General features: G+C 69.3%; 10 protein-coding genes. 8 read left to right on the top strand and 2 right to left on the bottom strand.

All coding sequences use genetic code 11. The annotated features are described in order from the left end of the window. Nucleotides 1-106 precede the first annotated feature (106 nt). From QZ749_RS19695 to QZ749_RS19665, 7 genes are all read left to right on the top strand, one after another. A complete protein-coding gene (locus QZ749_RS19695) occupies nt 107-568 on the top strand; it encodes a hypothetical protein (protein WP_296950128.1) in 462 nt (153 codons plus the stop codon). A 95-nt stretch (nt 569-663) separates the two neighbouring features. After that, entirely contained in the window at nt 664-2,133 is a 1,470-nt protein-coding gene (locus QZ749_RS19690; RefSeq protein WP_296950127.1) for a sodium:solute symporter, read from the top strand. A gap of 25 nt (nt 2,134-2,158) precedes the next feature. Further along, on the top strand, nt 2,159-4,039 hold the full coding sequence (sppA, locus tag QZ749_RS19685) for a signal peptide peptidase SppA (RefSeq protein ID WP_296950124.1): 1,881 nt from the start codon (nt 2,159-2,161) through the stop codon (nt 4,037-4,039). Nucleotides 4,040-4,342: 303 nt separating this feature from the next. Next, nucleotides 4,343-5,695, top strand: a complete 1,353-nt coding sequence (locus tag QZ749_RS19680; protein ID WP_296950121.1) for an efflux RND transporter periplasmic adaptor subunit — start codon at nt 4,343-4,345, stop codon at nt 5,693-5,695. Between the two features lie 145 nt (nt 5,696-5,840). Further along, the gene (locus QZ749_RS19675; protein WP_296950119.1) at nt 5,841-8,975 is read left to right on the top strand and encodes an efflux RND transporter permease subunit; all 3,135 of its coding nucleotides are present in this window, start codon (nt 5,841-5,843) and stop codon (nt 8,973-8,975) included. Continuing rightward, the gene (locus QZ749_RS19670; RefSeq protein WP_296950117.1) at nt 8,972-12,340 is read left to right on the top strand and encodes an efflux RND transporter permease subunit; all 3,369 of its coding nucleotides are present in this window, start codon (nt 8,972-8,974) and stop codon (nt 12,338-12,340) included. The genes QZ749_RS19675 and QZ749_RS19670 overlap by 4 nt, the downstream gene beginning before the upstream one ends. An 11-nt stretch (nt 12,341-12,351) precedes the next feature. Continuing rightward, the gene (locus QZ749_RS19665; protein ID WP_296950115.1) at nt 12,352-13,812 is read left to right on the top strand and encodes an efflux transporter outer membrane subunit; all 1,461 of its coding nucleotides are present in this window, start codon (nt 12,352-12,354) and stop codon (nt 13,810-13,812) included. A gap of 114 nt (nt 13,813-13,926) precedes the next feature. Here the strand turns inward: QZ749_RS19665 and QZ749_RS19660 are convergent, their stop codons facing one another. After that, on the bottom strand, nt 13,927-14,919 hold the full coding sequence (locus QZ749_RS19660) for a bile acid:sodium symporter family protein (protein ID WP_296950113.1): 993 nt from the start codon (nt 14,917-14,919) through the stop codon (nt 13,927-13,929). Nucleotides 14,920-15,078: 159 nt separating this feature from the next. On the opposite strand from QZ749_RS19660, the gene QZ749_RS19655 reads away from it, so the two are divergent. Beyond that, a complete protein-coding gene (locus QZ749_RS19655; RefSeq protein WP_373896840.1) occupies nt 15,079-17,217 on the top strand; it encodes a S46 family peptidase in 2,139 nt (712 codons plus the stop codon). Nucleotides 17,218-17,290: 73 nt separating this feature from the next. On the opposite strand, the gene QZ749_RS19650 is transcribed toward QZ749_RS19655, so the two are convergent. Beyond that, a complete protein-coding gene (locus QZ749_RS19650) occupies nt 17,291-19,258 on the bottom strand; it encodes a S9 family peptidase (RefSeq protein ID WP_296950111.1) in 1,968 nt (655 codons plus the stop codon). Nucleotides 19,259-19,290 lie beyond the last annotated feature (32 nt).

Raw genomic sequence — 19,290 nt, 5'->3', positions numbered from 1 at the left:
TCGCGCGCGCCCCGCGCCGGGGCGTGTGCCATAATGACAACTCGAATACCGTCGCCCCGGCGCAGGCCGGGGCGACGGGGCGCCGTCGTTCCCAGCGAAGGAAACCATGATGCGTACGCGGTCCGGTTCATCTTCCCGCGGCAGGCTTGCCGCCATCCTCGCCTGCATGCTGGCCTGCGCAGCCCCTGTCCGGGCCGCCCCGGCCGGCCCGTCCGCCACCCACCCGCTGCTCGGCATCTGGATGCTGAGCATCCCGCAGCTGGGCTGTGCCGAGACCTACCACTTCCGCGGCGATGGCACCACCCTGGTGCGCAGCGCGGCCGAGATCTCGGAAAGCGAGTTCACCGTGGCCGAGCAGCCCAGCGCGAAGGGCTTCTACAAGTACGACGACAGGGTCGTCAAGGACAATGGCAAGCGGGATTGCGCCGGCGAGGTCATGCGGCCGGGATCGCGCACCACCAACTACATCCGCTTCCACCCGTCCGGCGCGCGCTTCGTGATGTGCCAGGACGAGACGCTGGAAACCTGCATCGGCCCGTTCGAGCGGGCGCCGGCGCAGGGCATTTGACGGCGCCGGCGGCGCGCCGGGCCTTTGGCGTGGTCGCACCCGCGTCTTCGGTGTATATTGCTGGGCGATAAGACAACGTCCCATGGATTCCCCGCATGTCCCCCGCTCTGCTGTTCTGCATCCTCATCGCCTATTTCGCCCTGCTGCTGGGCGTCGCCTGGCTCACGTCGCGCAAGGCCGACAACGACAGTTTCTTCATCGGTAACAAGAGCAGCAACTGGATGCTGGTCGCGTTCGGCATGGTCGGCACCACGCTGTCCGGCGTCACCTTCGTCAGCGTGCCCGGCGCCGTCGGGCGCGACGGCTTCGGCTACCTGCAGGTGCTGATCGGCTACGTGATCGGCTACATCGCCGTCGTCTACCTGCTGCTGCCGCTGTACTACCGCATGAAGCTGACCTCGATCTACCACTACCTCGACGTGCGCCTGGGCCGGCGCGCCTACCAGAGCGGGGCCGGCTTCTTCATCCTGTCGCGCCTGTTCGGCGCCACCGCGCGCCTGTACCTGGTGGTGGCGGTGCTGCAGTCGATCATCCTCGACAGCCTGGGCGTGCCGTTCTGGCTGACCACGTTCGTCATCCTCGGCATGATCCTGCTGTACACCTACCAGGGCGGCGTGAAGACCATCGTCTGGACCGACACGCTGCAGACCACCTGCATGCTGTTCGGCCTGTTCGCCTGCGCCTGGTTCCTGCTCGGCGAACTGGACCTGTCGATCCCGCAGGCGCTGGGCCGGATGCAGGAAAGCGGGCTGGCGCACGTGTTCACCACCGACGTCGACGCGCCCGGCTTCTGGCTCAAGCAGATCGTGGCCGGCGCCTTCATCACCATCACCATGACGGGCCTGGACCAGGAGATGATGCAGAAGACGATCTCGGTGAAGACGCTGGGCGACTCGCAGAAGAACCTGCTGAGCCTGACCGCCGTGCTGGTCGTGGTGCTGTCGGCCTTCCTGTTCCTGGGCGGCCTGCTGTACCTGTACGCGCCGCTGGCCGGCGTGACGGCCACGGGCGACCGGATCTTCCCGGCCGTGGTGATGGGCCACCTGCCGGCCGCCGTGCAGATCGTGTTCCTGATCGCCCTGATCTCGGCGCTGTTCCCCAGCGCGGACGGCGCGATCACGGCGCTGACCTCCACCTTCTGCATCGACATCCTCGGCATCAAGCGTCGCGCCGACCTGTCGGAAGCCGGCCAGGTCCGGCTGCGCCGCCACGTGCACCTGGCCTTCGCCTTCCTGTTCCTGGTCATGGTGATGGTGTTCAAGTGGCTGGACGACCCGAGCATGATCGGCGTGGTGCTGAAGGTGGCCGGATATACCTACGGCCCGCTGCTCGGCCTGTTCGCCTTCGGCATGGCGACGAAGCGCGCCCTGAACGACCGCCTGGTGCCGTTCGTGACCATCGGTGCGCCCATCCTTTGCGCTTTGCTGGAACATTATCAATCGTATTTGCTGGGCAGCTACCGGCTCGGCCTGGAACTCCTGATCGTCAACGGCGCGCTGGTATTCGCCGGGCTGTTCGCGATCTCGCGCCGGGCCGGCGCCAGCCCGGCGCCAGTTGCCGCCTAACCGTATGTTCACTCGTGGAGAATCGATGACCACCACTACCACCAAGCCCAAGTCCGCCCTGCGCCGCGGCGTCGGCGCGTTCTGGCGCGGCCTGGACGCGACCCGCCGCTTCCTGTTCAACCTGCTGTTCCTGCTGGTCGTGGTCGCGATCCTGTGGGCGCTGTTCGGCGGCGGCATCAAGCCGCTGTCGCCCAAGACGGCCCTCGTGCTCGACCTGAAGGGCGAGCTGGTCGAGGAGCGCGCCGGCAGCGTGCGCGATTCGCTGGTGGCCGGCGTGAGCGGCAACGCGCGCCGCCTGGTGCAGCTGCGCGACGTGCTCAACGCCCTCGACAGCGCCGCCCGGGACGCCAACATCGACAGCGTCGTGCTGCTGCTCGACGAGATGGACGGCGGCGGCCTGGCGTCGCTGCGCGAGATCGGCGCCGCCGTCGAGCGTGTGAAGGCGGCCGGCAAGACCGTGGTGGCCTGGGGCGGCAGCTTCGACCAGAAGCGCTACCTGGTGGCCGCGCACGCCAGCGAAGTCTACGTGCACCCGATGGGCATGGTGATGATCGAGGGCTTCGGACGCCACCGCAACTACTACCGCGACGCGCTCGACAAGGTCGGCGTCACCGTCAACCTGATGAAGGTCGGCACCTACAAGAGCTTCGCCGAGCCCTACATCGGCAACGGCCCGTCGCAGGCGGCCCAGGAGGCGGACAGCTACCTGTACAACGCGCTGTGGACCAATTACATGGTCGAGGTGGAGAAGGCGCGCAAGCTGCCGGCGGGCGCGCTCGCCAAGGGCATCGAGGAACTGCCGCAGCGCATGGCGGACGCCAACGGCAACGCGGCCAGGGTGGCGCTGGACTGGAAGCTGGTCGACGGCATCAAGACCCGCGACGAGGTGCGCGACCTGATGGTCAAGCGCGGCGTCTACGAGGAAAGCTACAAGAGCTTCCGCCAGGTCGGCTGGCAGGAATACGTGGCGCGCCATCCGGACAAGGCCTTCGGCGACGCGGTCGGCGTGGTGGTCGCGGCCGGCGACATCACCGACGGCAACGGCGGCCCGGGCATGGTCGGCGGCCTGTCGACGGCGAACCTGATCCGCGCGGCGCGCGAGGACAACCAGATCAAGGCGCTGGTGCTGCGCGTGAACTCGCCGGGCGGCAGCGCCTACGGCTCGGAGCTGATCCGGCGCGAGCTGGAACTGACGCGCGCGGCCGGCAAGCCGGTGGTGGTGTCGATGGGCGACGTGGCGGCATCGGGCGGCTACTGGATGTCGATGGCGTCCGACGAGGTCATCGCCGACCCGTCCACGGTCACCGGGTCGATCGGCGTGTTCGCGATCCTGCCGACGGCCGAGAAGGTGGTCGACAAGCTGGGCATCCACACGGCCGGCGTGACGACCACCTGGCTGGCCGACGCCTACAACCCGCTGCGCCCGCTCGATCCGCGCTTCGGCCAGCTGGTCCAGGCCAGCATCAACCACATCTACGCCGAATTCACCACCAAGGCGGCCGCGGCGCGCAAGACCACGCCGGAGCGCATCGACGAAGTGGGGCAGGGCCGCGTCTGGACCGGCGCCCAGGCCAAGGAGCGCGGCCTGGTGGACCGCCTGGGCAGCTACGGCGACGCGCTGCGCTCGGCCGCCAAGCGCGCCAACCTGGGCGACGACTTCCGCGTCGCCTATGCGCAGCGCCCGACCTCGTTCGCCGAGCGCGTCCTCGAACGCATGGGCTTTTCGGACGTGCAGGCCCTGAACGTGCAGGTCAAGCTGGGCCTGCTGCCGGCGGACCTGGCCGCCAGCGCGCTGTCCGGCAAGACCGCGGCCGGCATCGGCAAGGAACTGGGCTGGCTGTCCGACGTGGCGGACCGCCGCCAGCCGTTCGCGGCCGTGACCCACTGCCTGTGCGAGGCGCCATGACGCGCGTGCCGTCTTCGCGTTTGTAACAGGATGTTGGCCGGCATGCATACGTTCCAGCATGCCGGACGGGCGGGCGAGGGAAGCATCCTCGCCCGCTTTTTGCATGGATCTGCCGGCTTGTCGCCGGCTTCCGTGTAAATCGATGTTAAGAAGGCTGTTCGCAGGGCGTGGCGCCCGCCGTTTTCGTGGCGGGAAGACTGGTCTATCGGTACGTTACGAAACATAAATACCGGGCGCCCCGTGCTACATTCTCCAGAAATAATTGTTGTGCTTTTGAACATTCGGCCCGCCAAGGACTACTCAATGGATTCGACCGTTTCCCCGGACAAGGAAAAGACCCCCGTCAAACCCGCGCATACGCGCCGCAAGCGCGTGATCGGCACCATCGTCGCCATCCTGGCGATGGTCGGCCTCGGCGTGCTGGCCTGGAAGCTGACGCACCAGGCGCCCGGCGCCGGTCCGGGAGGGCGGGGCGCCGGCGGACCCGGGGCGGGGCCGGGCGGTCCTGGCGGCCCGGGCGGCGGGCGCGGCGGCTTCCCGGCCACCACGGTCGGCGTGGGCAAGGCCGAGCGCACCGACATCCCGATCCTGCTCGACGCGCTCGGCACGGTGAAGCCGGCGGCCGTGGCCACCGTGCGTCCGCAGATCTCGGGCGTGCTGCAGAAGATCCTGTTCACCGAGGGCCAGCTCGTCAAGGAAGGCCAGGTGCTGGCGCAGATCGACCAGCGCCCGGCCCAGATGTCGCTGCTGCAGGCCACCGGCCAGCGCCAGCGCGACGAGGCCCAGCTGGAAAGCGCGAAGCTGCTGCTGTCGCGCTACAAGACGCTGCTGGAGCAGGACTCGATCGCGCGCCAGGACGTCGACACCCAGGCGGCGCTGGTCAAGCAGCTCGAAGGCACCGTCAAGACCGACCGCGCGGCCGAGGGCGTGGCGCAGATCAACCTCGGCTACACCCAGGTGCGCGCGCCGATCAGCGGCCGCGTGGGCCTGCGCACGGTCGACATCGGCAACCTGGTGGGCAGCGGCGACGCCAACGGCATCGCCGTGATCACCCAGCAGTCGCCGATCGACGTCGAATTCGCCGTCCCCCAGGACCACCTGCCGACGCTGCAGCAGCGCATCAACGCGAACGCGACGCTGCCGGCCACGGCGCTGGACCGCACCCGCACGACAGAACTGGCGACCGGCCGCTTCATGGCGCTGGACAACCAGGTCGACACCCAGACCGGCACCGTGCGCGCCAAGGCCCGCTTCACCAACGACGCCTCGACGCTGTTCCCGAGCCAGTTCGTCAACATCCGCCTGACGGTGAACGTCATCAAGGACGCGATCACGGTGCCGGTGACGGCGCTGCGCCACGGCGCCAACGGCGACTTCGTCTACGTGCTCAATCCGCAGGACCGCACCGTCAAGCTGCGCACCGTCAAGCGCGGCCAGGCCGGCGTGGACCGCGTGCAGGTCGTCGAGGGCCTGCAGGGCGGCGAGACCGTGATCACCGAGGGCGCCGACCGCCTCAAGGACGGCGCCAAGGTGACGCTGCCGGGCGACCGTCCGCGCGGCCAGGGCCAGCAGGGCGCCGCCGCGCAGGGGGCGCAGGGCCAGCAGGGCCAGCAGCAGCACCGCCGCCGCCAGCAGCAGGAAGGGGCCGCGCAATGAGAGGTACCGGAACCACGTCGTCCCCGCGCGGGCGGGGACCCGATTTCGCATGCGCAGCCGTGATGCGCGCGGAAATTGGACCCCCGCCTGCGCGGGGGCGACGGATGGAAGCGCGTGCCCGGCGAGCGCATGGCGAGGTGACCGCATGAGTCCCTCCGCCCCGTTCATCCGCCGTCCGGTCGCCACGTCGCTGCTGATGCTGGCGATCGTGCTGGCCGGCCTGGTGGGCTACCGCTTCCTGCCGCTGTCGGCGCTGCCCCAGGTCGACTTCCCGACCATCCAGGTGCAGACGCTGTATCCGGGCGCCAGTCCCGAAGTGATGGCGCGCACCGTCACCGCGCCGCTGGAGCGCCAGTTCGGCCAGATGGCCGGCCTGCAGCGCATGAGTTCCACCAGCGCCGCCGGCGTCTCGGTCATCACGCTGCAGTTCACGCTGGGCGAGACGCTCGACGTGGCCGAACAGGAAGTGCAGGCCGCCATCAACGCCGGCGGCTCGCTGCTGCCGACCGACCTGCCGGCGCCGCCGGTGTACGCCAAGGTCAACCCGGCCGACGCGCCGGTGCTGACGCTCGCCATCACCTCCGACAGCATGCCGCTGACCGAGGTGCAGAACCTCGTCAATACGCGCCTGGCGCTGAAGATCAGCCAGGTGTCGGGCGTGGGCCTGGTCACCCTGCAGGGCGGGCAGCGCCCGGCCGTGCGCATCCAGGCCAACACCGACGCGCTGGCCTCGTACGGCCTGGGCCTGGACACGCTGCGCACCGCGATCACCAACGCCAACGCCAACAGCGCCAAGGGCAGCTTCGACGGCCCCGCGCGCGCCTACACCATCAACGCCAACGACCAGCTGCTGACGGTCCCGGACTACAAGAACCTGATCGTCGCCTACCGCAACGGCGCGCCGGTGCGCCTCTCCGAGGTGGCGCAGGTGGTCGACAGCGCCGAGAACGTCAAGCTGGGCGCCTGGGCCAACATGAAGCCGGCGATCATCCTGAACGTGCAGCGCCAGCCGGGCGCCAACGTGATCGCCACCGTCGACGCCATCAAGGAGCGCCTGCCCGAGCTGCAGGCCAGCCTGCCGCAGGCCATGCACCTGGACGTGCTGTCCGACCGCACCACCGGCATCCGCGCCTCCGTCGAGCACGTGCAGATCGAGCTGGTGCTGGCCGTGCTGCTGGTGGTGCTGGTGATCTTCGCCTTCCTGCACAGCGTGCGCGCCACCGTGATCGCCAGCCTGGCCGTGCCGATCTCGCTGGTGGGCACCTTCGGCGTGATGTACCTGCTGGGCTACAGCCTGAACAACCTGTCGCTGATGGCGCTGACCATCGCCACCGGCTTCGTGGTCGACGACGCCATCGTCATGATCGAGAACATCGCGCGCTACATCGAGGAAGGCGAGAAGCCGATGGACGCGGCGCTCAAGGGCGCCACCCAGATCGGCTTCACCATCATCTCGCTGACGGTGTCGCTGATCGCCGTGCTGATCCCGCTGCTGTTCATGGGCGACGTGGTCGGGCGCCTGTTCCGCGAATTCGCCGTCACGCTGGCGATCACGATCCTGATCTCGGCCGTGGTCTCGCTGACGCTGGTGCCGATGATGTCGGCGCGCTGGCTCAAGAGCGACGACAAGTCGCACGAGAGCCGGTTCGCGCGCTGGTTCCAGAAGCAGTTCGACTTCATCATCCACCACTACGACCGCTCGCTGACCTGGGTGCTGGCGCGCCAGGGCCTGACCCTGCTGGTGGCGCTGGGCACGCTGGTGCTGACGGCGCTGCTGTGGACCTTCATCCCGAAAAGCCTGTTCCCGACGCAGGACACCGGCCAGCTGCAGGCGCGCGTGGAAGCGCGCCAGGCGATTTCCTACGCCGCCATGGCCGAGCTGCAGCAGGCCGTCGCGCGCGAGGTGCTGGCCGATCCCGACGTCGCCTCGCTCAGCTCCACCGTGGGCGTGGACGCCGCCAACAACACCATGCTGCATACCGGCACGATGCTGATCAACCTGAAGAAGGACCGCGACGACCAGGAGGAACTGATGGAACGCCTGCGCGCGCGGGTGGCGCGCAACGTCGCCGGCGCCACGCTGTACCTGCAGCCGACCCAGGACCTGACCATCGACGCGGAGAGCGGCCCCACGCAGTACCGCCTGTCGATCGAGGGCGCCGACACCGCCACCGTGACCGAATGGTCGCGCAAGCTGGCGCAGGCGATGGGCCGGCGCAAGGAGCTGCGCAACGTGGTCACGGACGCCGGCGCCACCGGCGCCGCGGCCTACGTCAACATCGACCGCGACAGCGCCTCGCGCCTGTCGGTGACGGCGTCGAACATCGACGACGCGCTGTACAGCGCCTTCGGCCAGCGCATCGTCTCGACCATCTTCACCGAGACCAACCAGTACCGCGTGATCCTGGAAGCGCGCCAGGACCAGAAGATGTCGCTGGAAGCGCTGGAGAACCTGCAGCTGCGCACCGGTTCCGGCGCGCCGACGCCGCTGTCGGCCATCGCCACCGTCACCGAGCAGGCCGCGCCGCTGCAGATCACCCACGTGGCGCAGTACCCGGCCACGACGATCGGCTTCGACACCGCCTCCGGCGTCAAGCTGGGCACGGCCGTCACCGCGATCCGCGCGGCGGCCGAGGAGATCAAGCTGCCGGCCTCGGTCACCATGACCTTCCTGGGCGCGTCCGGCGCCTACCAGGCCTCGCTGTCGAACCAGCTGTGGCTGATCCTGGCGGCCGTGGTCTGCGTGTACATCGTGCTGGGCGTGCTGTACGAGAGCTACATCCACCCGCTGACCATCCTGTCGACGCTGCCCTCGGCGGGCGTGGGCGCCCTGCTGGCGCTGATGATCAGCGGCCAGGGCCTGGGCGTGATCGGCATCATCGGCATCATCCTCCTGATCGGCATCGTCAAGAAGAACGCGATCATGATGATCGACTTCGCCATCGAGGCCGAGCGCGACGAGGGCAAGGACCCGCGCACGTCGATCCACCAGGCCGCGATGCTGCGCTTCCGCCCGATCATCATGACCACGCTGGCGGCGCTGTTCGCCGCCATCCCGCTGATGTTCGGCTGGGGCGAGGGCGCCGAGCTGCGCCGGCCGCTGGGCCTGGCCATCTTCGGCGGCCTGATCGTCAGCCAGATGCTCACGCTGTACACGACCCCGGTGATCTACCTGGTGTTCGACCGCCTGGCGCGGCGCTGGGGCGGCCAGGAACCGGCCAGGCCGGCCGGCCCGGGCGCCGGCGGCGGCAAGCCGGCGGGCGGCGGGGTCGGCGCATGAACCTCTCGAAGCCGTTCGTCAGCCGCCCGATCGCGACGATCCTGCTCACCATCGGGCTGGCGCTGGCGGGCATCGGCGCCTTCTTCGTGCTGCCGGTGTCGCCGCTGCCGCAGGTCGACTTCCCGGCGATCTCGGTGTCGGCCAACCTGCCGGGCGCCAGTCCCGACACGATGGCCAGTTCGGTGGCCACGCCGCTGGAACGGCGCCTGGCGACCATCGCCGGCGTCAACGAGATCACCTCGAACAGCGGCAACGGCTCCACCCGCATCAGCCTGCAGTTCGAGCTGAACCGCCAGATCGATTCGGCCGCGCGCGAGGTGCAGGCCGCGATCAGCGCGTCGCGCGCCGACCTGCCGTCCACGCTGCGCAGCAACCCGACCTACCGCAAGGCCAATCCGTCCGACGCGCCGGTGATCATCCTGGCGCTGACCTCGAAGACGCGCAGCCCCGGCCAGGTCTACGACGAGGTGTCGAACCTGGTGCAGCAGAAGCTGGCCCAGGTCAAGGGCGTGGGCGACGTCGAGATCGGCGGCGGCTCGCTGCCGGCGGTGCGCGTCGACCTGGTGCCGTACCAGATGAACCGCTACGGCCTGTCCAGCGAGGACGTGCGCGCGGCGATCCAGGCCAGCAACCCGAACCGCCCGAAAGGCGCGCTGGAAGGCAACGGCATGCGCCTGCAGATCTATTCGCAGGCGAACACCCCGACCAACGGCCGTACGGCCGCCGACTACCGCGGCCTGGTGGTGGCCTGGCGCGACGGCGCGGCGATCCGCCTGCAGGACATCGCGGACGTGCAGGACGGCGTCGAGAACATCAACACCCTCGGCCTGTTCAACGGCGAGCCGGCGGTGATCGTGCTGGTGACCAGCCAGCCGGGTGCGAACGTCATCGAGACCGTCGACGGCGTGCGCGCGCTGCTGCCGTCGCTGCAGGCGCAGCTGCCGCAGGACGTGACCATGCGGGTGGCCTCGGACCGGACCAACTCGATCCGCTCCTCGCTGCACGAGATCGAGCTGACGCTGGTGATCTCGATCCTGCTGGTGGTGCTGGTGGTCAGCGTGTTCCTGCGCAGCGTGCGCGCCACCGTCGTCCCCGCCGTGGCCACGGTCGTGTCCTTGCTGGGCACCTTCGGCGTCATGTACATGATCGGATTCTCGCTCAACAACCTGTCGCTGATGGCGCTCACGGTGGCCACCGGCTTCGTCGTCGACGACGCCATCGTGGTGCTGGAAAACACCAGCCGGCACGTGGAGGCGGGGATGGACCGGGTCAAGGCCGCGCTGCTGGGCGCCCAGGAAGTGGGCTTCACGGTGCTGTCGATCAGCCTGTCGCTGGTGGCCGTGTTCATCCCGCTGCTGTTCATGGGCGGCCAGGTCGGCCGCCTGTTCCGCGAATTCGCCGTCACGCTGTCGGTGGCGGTGATGATCTCGCTGGTGATCTCGCTGACCACCACGCCGATGCTGTGCGCGCTGCTGCTCAAGCCGGGCGAGAAGATCGAGCGCAAGCCGGGCCTGCTGGCGCGCCTGTCCGAGCGCGGCTTCGACCGCACCCTGAAGGCCTACGAGCACGCGCTCGACTGGGCACTCGACATGAAGTGGCTGGTGATGGTGATCCTGGCCTTCGTGGTCGGCCTGAACGTGTTCCTGTTCGCGGCCGCGCCCAAGGGCTTCTTCCCGCAGCAGGACACCGGCCAGATCAACGGCGGCATGCGCGCCGACCAGAGCATCTCGTTCCAGGCCATGCAGGGCAAGCTGCGCCAGCTCGTGAACATCATCAAGAGCGACCCGGCGGTCGACACGGTGGTCGGCTTCACCGGCGGCGGGCGCGCCGGCGGCGGCTTCATGTTCCTCAACCTCAAGCCCGCCAGCGAGCGCGCCAAGGGCGAGAGCGGCCAGGCCGTGATCGCGCGCCTGCGCCCGAAACTGGCCAAGGTGACCGGCGTGCAGCTGTTCCTGAACCCGGTACAGGACTTGCGCATGGGCGGACGCCAGAGCAATTCGACCTACCAGTACACCCTCAAGAGCGACAACCGCAACGACCTCAAGCAGTGGGCCGCGCGCCTGGCCGATGCGATGAAGACGCAGAAGGCACTCACCGACGTCGACACCGACCAGGCCGAGAACGGCGTCGAGACCTACGTCCAGATCGACACGCAGAGCGCCGCGCGCCTGGGCATCAGCGCGCGCGACGTCGACAACGCGCTGTACAACGCCTTCGGCCAGCGCCAGGTCGCCAACATCTACGACGAGTTGAACCAGTACCACGTGATCATGGGCGTGGCGCAGAAGTACGCGCAGTCGCCGGAGGCGCTGAAGGACGTCTACGTGCCGGCCAGGGCGGCCACCGGCAGCACCGCCGCCGCGACGTCCGGCACGACGGCAGCGGGGGCCACGGCGGCCACGGCGACCGGCACCGGTGGCGCGGCCATCGGCGCCAGCGCCACGGCCACGGCGGGCGCCGCCACCACGCCGGTGTCCGGCAGCGGCGCTGGCGGCGGCACGCCGTCCAGCCCGTCGAACCTGACGGCGGCGCGCGACCCGTCCAGCGGCGCCGCGCTGTCGACCAGCGCCACCACGATGGTGCCGCTGTCGGCCATCGCGCATTTCGCCGAGCGCTCGACGCCCAGCTCCGTCAACCACCAGGACGGCGAGCTGGCCACGACGATCTCGTTCAACCTGGCCCAGGGCTTCTCGCTGTCGCAGGCGCAGGAAGCCGTGCGCCAGGCCGAGGCCGACATCGGCATGCCGGTCAACGTGCGCGGCAGCTTCCAGGGCCAGGCCAAGCAGGCGCAGGAATCGAACCAGCAGCAACCCCTGCTGATCCTGACCGCCATCGTCGTCATCTACATCGTGCTGGGCGTGCTGTACGAAAGCCTGGTGCATCCGGTGACGGTGCTGTCCACGCTGCCCTCGGCCGGCGTGGGCGCCGTGCTGGCCCTGCTGATGTTCAAGATGGAGTTCTCGATCATCGCGCTGATCGGCGTGTTCCTCCTGATCGGCATCGTCAAGAAGAACGCGATCCTGATCATCGACTTCGCGCTCGAGGCCGAGCGCGCGCGCGGCCTGTCCGCCACCGAGGCGGTGCGCGAAGCCTGCCTGCTGCGCTTCCGCCCGATCCTGATGACGACGCTGGCGGCGGCGCTCGGCGCGCTGCCGCTGGCGATCGGCTTCGGCGAGGGCTCGGAGCTGCGCCAGCCGCTGGGCATCGCCATCATCGGCGGCCTGGTCGCCAGCCAGTTGCTGACGCTGCTCACCACGCCGGTCGTCTACGTCTACCTCGACAAGCTGCGTACCCGCAACCCGGACGAGCACCACCTGGTGCGCCATCCGGCCGGCGACCAGCCTTCGCTCACTACCCAGCCATGAACAAGACAAGCATGAAAGCAGTCCAGCGCAACACCCCGCCGATCCGTTCGACCCTGGCCATGCTGCTGGCCGCCGTGCTGGCGGCCGGCTGCGCGGTCGGTCCGGCCTACCAGGTGCCGGCCACGCCGGCGCCGGCGAATTTCAAGGAGATGCAGGGGTGGGTGCCGGCGGCGCCGGCCGACGCGCTCGAGCGCGGCCCGTGGTGGACGCTGTTCGACGACCCGGTGCTGAACGAATTGGCCGCCCAGGTCGAGGTCTCGAACCAGAACGTGGCGGCGGCCGTCGCCGCCTACGCCCAGGCGCGCGCGCTGGTGGCCGAACAGCGCGCCACGCTGTTCCCGGCCGTGTCGCTGAGCGCCTCGGGCACCCGCTCGGGCACGCGCAACGGCGGCCGCGCGGCCACCGTCGACCCCAACGGCAACATCATCGGCGGGGGCGGCGGCAACGTCGCCAACAACTACCGGCTGTCGCTCGGCGGCAGCTGGGAGCCGGACGTGTGGGGGCGCCTGCGCGCGGGCGTGACCGCGGCCGGCGCCAGCGCCCAGGCCAGCGCCGCCGACCTGGCCGCGGCCACCCTGTCGGCGCAGGGCGAACTCGCCGCCAACTACATGGCGCTGCGCTCGGCGGATGCCCAGCGCCAGCTGCTGGCCACCACCATCGAAGGCTACGAGCGCGAGCTGCGCATCACCCAGAACCGCTACGACGTCGGCATCATCCCGCACTCGGACGTCTACCAGGCCGAGACGCAGCTGGCGACCGCGCGCAGCGACCTGCTGGCGCTGGACAACCAGCGCGCCCAGCTCGAGCACGCGATCGCGGTCCTGATCGGCAAGGCGCCCGCCGAGTTCGCGCTGGCGCCGGCGCCGTGGAACGTGACCGTCCCGGACGTGCCGGTCGGCGTGCCGTCGACGCTGCTGCAGCGGCGCCCGGACATCGCCGGCGCCGAACGCCGCGTGGCCGCCGCCAACGAACAGATCGGCATCGCGCGTTCCGCCTACTTCCCGGACATCGGCTTGACCGCATCGTACGGCACGGCGGCGAGCCGGGTCGGCGACCTGTTCAACGCCTCGGCGGCTGCCTGGTCGTTCGGCCTGTCGGCCGCCCAGACCCTGTTCGACGCCGGCGCCACGCGCGCCCGCGTGGCCGGCGCGCGCGCGGCCCACGAGCAATCGGTGGCGAACTACCGGCAGACGGTACTGAACGCCTTCGCCGACGTCGAAGACCAGCTGGCCGCGACCCGCGTGCTGGCCCAGCAGCAGGAACTGCGGCGCCAGGCATCCGAGGCCGCCGCCAAGGTCGAGCAGCAGGTGACCAACCGCTACCGGGCGGGGCAGGTGAGCTATTCGGAGGTGGTGCAGGCCCAGGTCACGGCGCTGAACGCGCGCCGCTCGCTGATCCAGGTCCAGTCCGACCGCCAGACGACGGCCATCGCCCTGATCCAGTCCCTGGGCGGCGGCTGGCACACCAATTGACAAACCCCAAACCGGGGTCAGAGCCAGGGTCAGAGCCCGGTTTTTGGAAATGGCGCCACAGATATTGCTAAAAATCGGGCTCTGACCCCGGCTCTGACCCCGGTTTGCGGTGGGTCAGTTGGGGCGACGGGCCCAGCGTTGGGCGAGGATGGCGCAGGTCATCAGCTGGATCTGGTGGAACAGCATCACCGGCAGGATGACCATGCCCAGCGCGCTCGGGGCGAACAGGACTTTTGCCATCGGCACGCCGCTGGCCAGGCTCTTTTTCGAGCCGCAGAAGACGATGGTGATTTCGTCCTCGCGCGAAAAGCCCAGGCGGCGGCTGGTCCAGGTGGCGACGGCCAGGGCCAGGGCCAGCATCGCGGCGCACACGACGCCCAGCGTCAGCAGGGCGGCGGGCGACAGCTTGTGCCACAGGCCCTCGTTCACCGATTCGCTGAACGCGGTATAGACCACCAGCAGGATCGAACCCTGGTCGACGATCCGCAGCATCGGCTTGTGGCCGTCGATCCACGCGCCGATCCACGGGCGCAGCAACTGGCCGGCGACGAAGGGCAGCAGCAGTTGTTCGACGATGGTGACGATGGCGTGCCAGGAGGAGCCGTCCGCGGCGCCGCGCACGATCAGGGCGCTCACCAGCAGCGGCGTGACGAAGATGCCGACGAAGTTCGAGGCCGAGGCGCTGCACACGGCCGCCGCCACGTTCCCGCGCGCCATCGAAGTGAAGGCGATCGACGATTGCACGGTGGAGGGCAGGGTGCACAGGAACAGCACGCCGATGTACATCTCGGGCGTCAGCATGGTGCCGGACAGGGGTTTCAGGGCGAGGCCCAGCAGCGGGAACATCACGAAGGTCGAGGCCAGCACCAGCAGGTGCAGGCGCCAGTGCGTCAGGCCGGACAGCAGGGCGGCGCGCGACAGCTTGGCGCCGTGCAGGAAGAACAGCAGGCCGATCGCCGCGGTGGTCACGTCGCCCAGCACCACCGCGGTCGGCCCCGAGCAGGGCAGAACGCTGGCCAGCGCCACGGTACACAGGAGCATCAGGGTGAAGGTGTCCACCGACAGGCGGCGCAAGAGGGCGGAAGTGCGTTCGATCGTACGTTGCATGGCGGATGGGGAGACTGCGGGGCGGAACCCGCTATTCTAGCGCGATCCGCAGGGCGCCGCTGGCCGCCGGTCGCGTGGTTTTGTGTGACAAAGTTATTTCCAGTTATAAGCAGGGCGGATATACTCCCCGCTCGCTTCACATTCAACCTGGGGACCACCTTGTTCAAATCCATCGTCCTGCCCGTGGCGGCAATGGGGGTTATCGCCTCCGCCTGCGCCGACGAGGGCCAGTGGCAGCCGCACCAGCTGCCGCAGCTGAAGTCCGAGCTCAAGCGCATCGGCATCACCATCCCGGCCGAGAAACTGGCCGACCTGTCCAAGCATCCGATGAGCGCGATCGTCTCGCTGGGCGGCTGCTCGGCCTCGTTCGTCTCGCCCGACGGCCTGGTGGTCACCAACCACCACTGCGCCTATGGCGCGATCCAGCGCAACGCCACGCCGGAACACAATTACATCGTCAACGGCTTCCTCGCCAGGACCCGCGCCGAGGAACTGCCGGGCGGCCCGAATTCGCTGGTCTACGTGACCGAGAAGGTCGAAAACGTGACCGACCGCGTCCTCAAGGGCCTGGCGCCCAACCTGTCCGGCAAGGAGCGCCACGAACAGGTCGCGAGCCGCATCAAGGCCCTGGTCGCCGAATGCGAAAGCGACAAGGCCTACCGCTGCTCGGTCCCCGCCTTCCACCGCGGCGGCGAGTACTACCGCATCAAGCAGCTGATGATCCGCGACGTGCGCCTGGTGTACGCGCCGGCCGACGCCGTCGGCAACTTCGGCGGCGACATCGACAACTACGAATTCCCGCGCCAGGCCGGCGACTTTTCGTTCCTGCGCGCCTACGTCGGCAAGGACGGCCGCCCGGCCGACCCGTCGCCGGACAACGTGCCGTACAAGTCGAAGGACTTCCTCGTCGTCTCGGCCGAGGGCCTGAAGAACGGCGATCCGATCCTGCTGGCCGGCTACCCGGGCCGCACCAGCCGCTACAAGCTGCCGTCCGAGATCCGCTTCGCGCGCGACGTCGACTACCCGGCCAAGGTGGCGTCGATCACGGCCGACCTGTCGGTGATCTCGGCCGCCACGATGGGCAACCCGAACTACGACGTGCGCTACGCCAGCGTGGCGAAAAGCCTGAACAACGTGCTGAAGAAGACCCAGGGCCTGCTGGACGGCTTCGCGCGCAAGGACATCGCCGCCATCAAGGACGTGCAGGACGCCGAGTTCCGCGCCTGGCAGCAGCAGCACGGCAGCGGCGCGAAGACGCTGCTGGCCGACCTCGACGCCGCCATCGGCGCCGACATGGCCGGTTCGCAGCAGGAAGCCGCCTGGCTCGAAGCCACGCACAGCGACCTGCTCAAGAGCGCCCGCACCCTGTACCGCCTGGCGCTGGAGCGCCAGAAGCCGGACGCCCAGCGCGAAGGCGGCTACCAGGAGCGCGACCTGTCCTTCATCAAGGCGCGCCTGAGCCGCCTGGAACAGTCGTTCGTGCCGAGCGTCGACCAGGCCCGCTGGCAGGCCGCGCTGAACCGCTACGCGAAGATCGACGCCCGGGCGCACCCGCAGGGCCTGGACGCGCTGCTGCCGAAGCAGGACGCGATTGGCGCCATGTACAAGGCGACCGAGCTGGCCGACACGGGCAAGCGCCTGGCCTGGATCGGCAAGGATCCGGACGCCTTCCGCAAGTCGGGCGACCCGTTCATCCAGCTGGCCGTGCGCCTGCACGACACCGGCATGGCGCTCGAAAACCACCGCAAGGAAGTCGACGGCAACCTGGAACGCGTGATCCCGCAGTACATGGAAGCCGTGATCGCCTGGAAGACGTCGCAGGGCAAGCCGGTCTACCCGGACGCCAACTCGACGCTGCGCGTCACCTACGGCACCGTGGCGCCGTACTCGCCGCGCGACGGCCTGGTCAAGGGGCCGTTCACGACCGTCCAGGGCATCGTCGAGAAGGCCACCGACAAGGAGCCGTTCAACGCGCCGTCCAAGCTGCTGCAGGCGATCCGCGAGAAGCGCTACGGCCAGTTCAAGGATCCGGTACTGGGCACCGTGCCGGTGAATTTCCTGTCGAGCGCCGACACCACGGGCGGCAACTCGGGTTCGGCGGTGATGAACAAGCGCGGCGAGCTGGTGGGCCTGAACTTCGATTCGACCTACGAGTCGATCACCAAGGACTGGTACTTCGACCCGGTGATCACGCGCGCGATCCACGTCGACATCCGCTACATGCTGTGGGTGATGAAGGAAGTCGACCATGCCGACAACCTGCTCAAGGAAATGACGATCAAGTATCCGAAGCACTGACGCCCGCCGCCACGGGGCCTGAGCCCCGCGTGTCCGCCGAGGCCGCACCGGAAGCTTCCCGGTGCGGCCTCGTTCATTTCGCCTTGCCGATGTGCTTGCCGAGGAAGGCTTCCAGCCGGCGGTAGAACTCGGCCCGGTTCGCCGTGTCGTAGAAACCGTGGCCCTCGGTCGGCGCCAGGAACCAGTCGGGCGGGCGGCCTTCGCGCGCCAGCGCCGCGCGCATCGCCTCGGCGTGCGCGAGCGGGGCACGCTTGTCCTTGCCGCCGTGGACCAGCAGGACCGGCACCGTGATGCGGGCCGCCTGCGCGACGGGCGAGAAGCGGTCCAGTTCGGCCTTGTCGGTGCCCACGTAGCGCGCGACGGCGTTGGCCATGCGCTCGTCGGCACGGGCTTCGTCGGTACGTGCCAGCAGGTTCAGGTCGTAGATGCCGGCGTAGCCGACCGCGCAGCGCAGCAGTCCCGGCGCGCGCGCGGCCAGCATCAGCGCCGCATAGCCACCGAAGCTGGTACCGTAGGCGCACACGCGCTCCCCGTCGACCTCGCCCTGGGCGATCGCCCAGCGCACCGCGTCGACCAGGTCGTCCTGGATCTTGCCGCCCCATTCGCGGTAGCCGGCCTGGCGGAAGGCCGGGCCGCGTCCGGAGGAGCCGCGGTAGTTCACCTGCAGCACCGCGTAGCCGCGGCTGGCCAGGAACTGCGCGTCGACGTCGAAGAACCAGGTGTCGTGGTCGCCGTGCGGCCCGCCGTGCGGCAGCAGCACCAGGGGCGGCCGGACGCCGGGAGCATGGGCGGGCATCGTCAGGAAGCCGTGCAGTTCCAGGCCGTCGCGGGCGCGCAGGGAGATCGGACGGCGCTCCGCCATGTCGTCCGGATAGATCGCCTCCATCGACGAGAACAGCAGGTCGGCCTTGCCGCTGGTCTTGTCGAACAGGTACCAGGAGCCGGGATCGCGGTCGCTGGAGACGTGGAACAGCGTCAGCCTGCCGTCGTCGCTGAAGCCATCGAATCCGACCTGGCTGCCGGGGAACTGCTGGGCGAGGAGCTTGTGCAGGCGCGCGTTCGCGTCGTCGGCATCGAAGTACACGACACGCGGGACGCCGGTGCCGGACACGGCGCCGAACGGCAGGTCGTAGTCGGCGCCGAACAGCAGGGTCTGCGGCGCCGCGACGGGGTCGGCGAACAGCGTGACGCGCTTGCCCGTGGCGAGGTCTTCGCGGACCACGCTATCGGGCTCGCCATCCTTCGACACCATGGCCATGAGCTGGCGGTCGTCGCGCGAGAACGCCAGCGGCAGGTAGCGCGTGCCGGACGTCTGCATGCGCTCCCAGGCGCCGCCGGCGGCGTCGCGGCGGAACAGCACCGGCTCGTTGTCGGTACCGCTGCCGTAGGCGAAGCGCGGCGTGCCGTCGTTCTGCACCAGGAAGCCCAGGCCGTCGAGCGGCAGGTCCGCGAGCAGCTTGCGCTTGGCGTTGCGCGTGTCGGTATCGTACAGCAGCGAGTGCCGGGTATCCCACAGCCGGCTGGTGACCAGCGCGTGGCCGTTGCGTTCGCGCGGGATGAACTCGAGATAGCTGAACGCGTCGTCGTCGCCGTAGCGGGTGCCGCGCGAGGACGCGGCGTACATGCGGTAGCCGAACAGGTATTCCTGGCGCTTGCCATCCAGGTCCGTGGCCAGCAGTTCGCCGCTCGCCACCGGCTTCTCGCGCGAGCCCAGCTCCAGTCCCTTGGCAACCACCAGGCGTTCGTTGGTGACCCACTGGTAGTCGACCGGCACCGTGAACAGCGGCAGCCGGATCGCGCCGCTGACCTTCATGTCGGGCAGGGTATAGGTCATCAGTACCGGCACCGTGCGTTCGCCCGCCGGCACCTGCACGGTCACGGCGATGTGCCTGCCGTCCGGCGCCAGGCGCGGGCGCGAGTACATTTCCTGGCCGACGAAGGCGTCCAGCGGCACCGTCGGCGCGGCGCGGGCGCACAGGGGAAGCGTCGCCAGCAGGAGCGCGCAGGAAACGGGAAAAGACAAGGAAACGCGCAATGGCATCGGAAGTCTCCGGCTATCGATCCGCAACAAGG

The organism is uncultured Massilia sp., from assembly GCF_913773735.1.
Classification (GTDB): domain Bacteria; phylum Pseudomonadota; class Gammaproteobacteria; order Burkholderiales; family Burkholderiaceae_D; genus Telluria.
The sequence above is the reverse complement of the archived record's forward strand: the minus strand, read 5'-3'. Positions and strand labels throughout refer to the sequence as shown.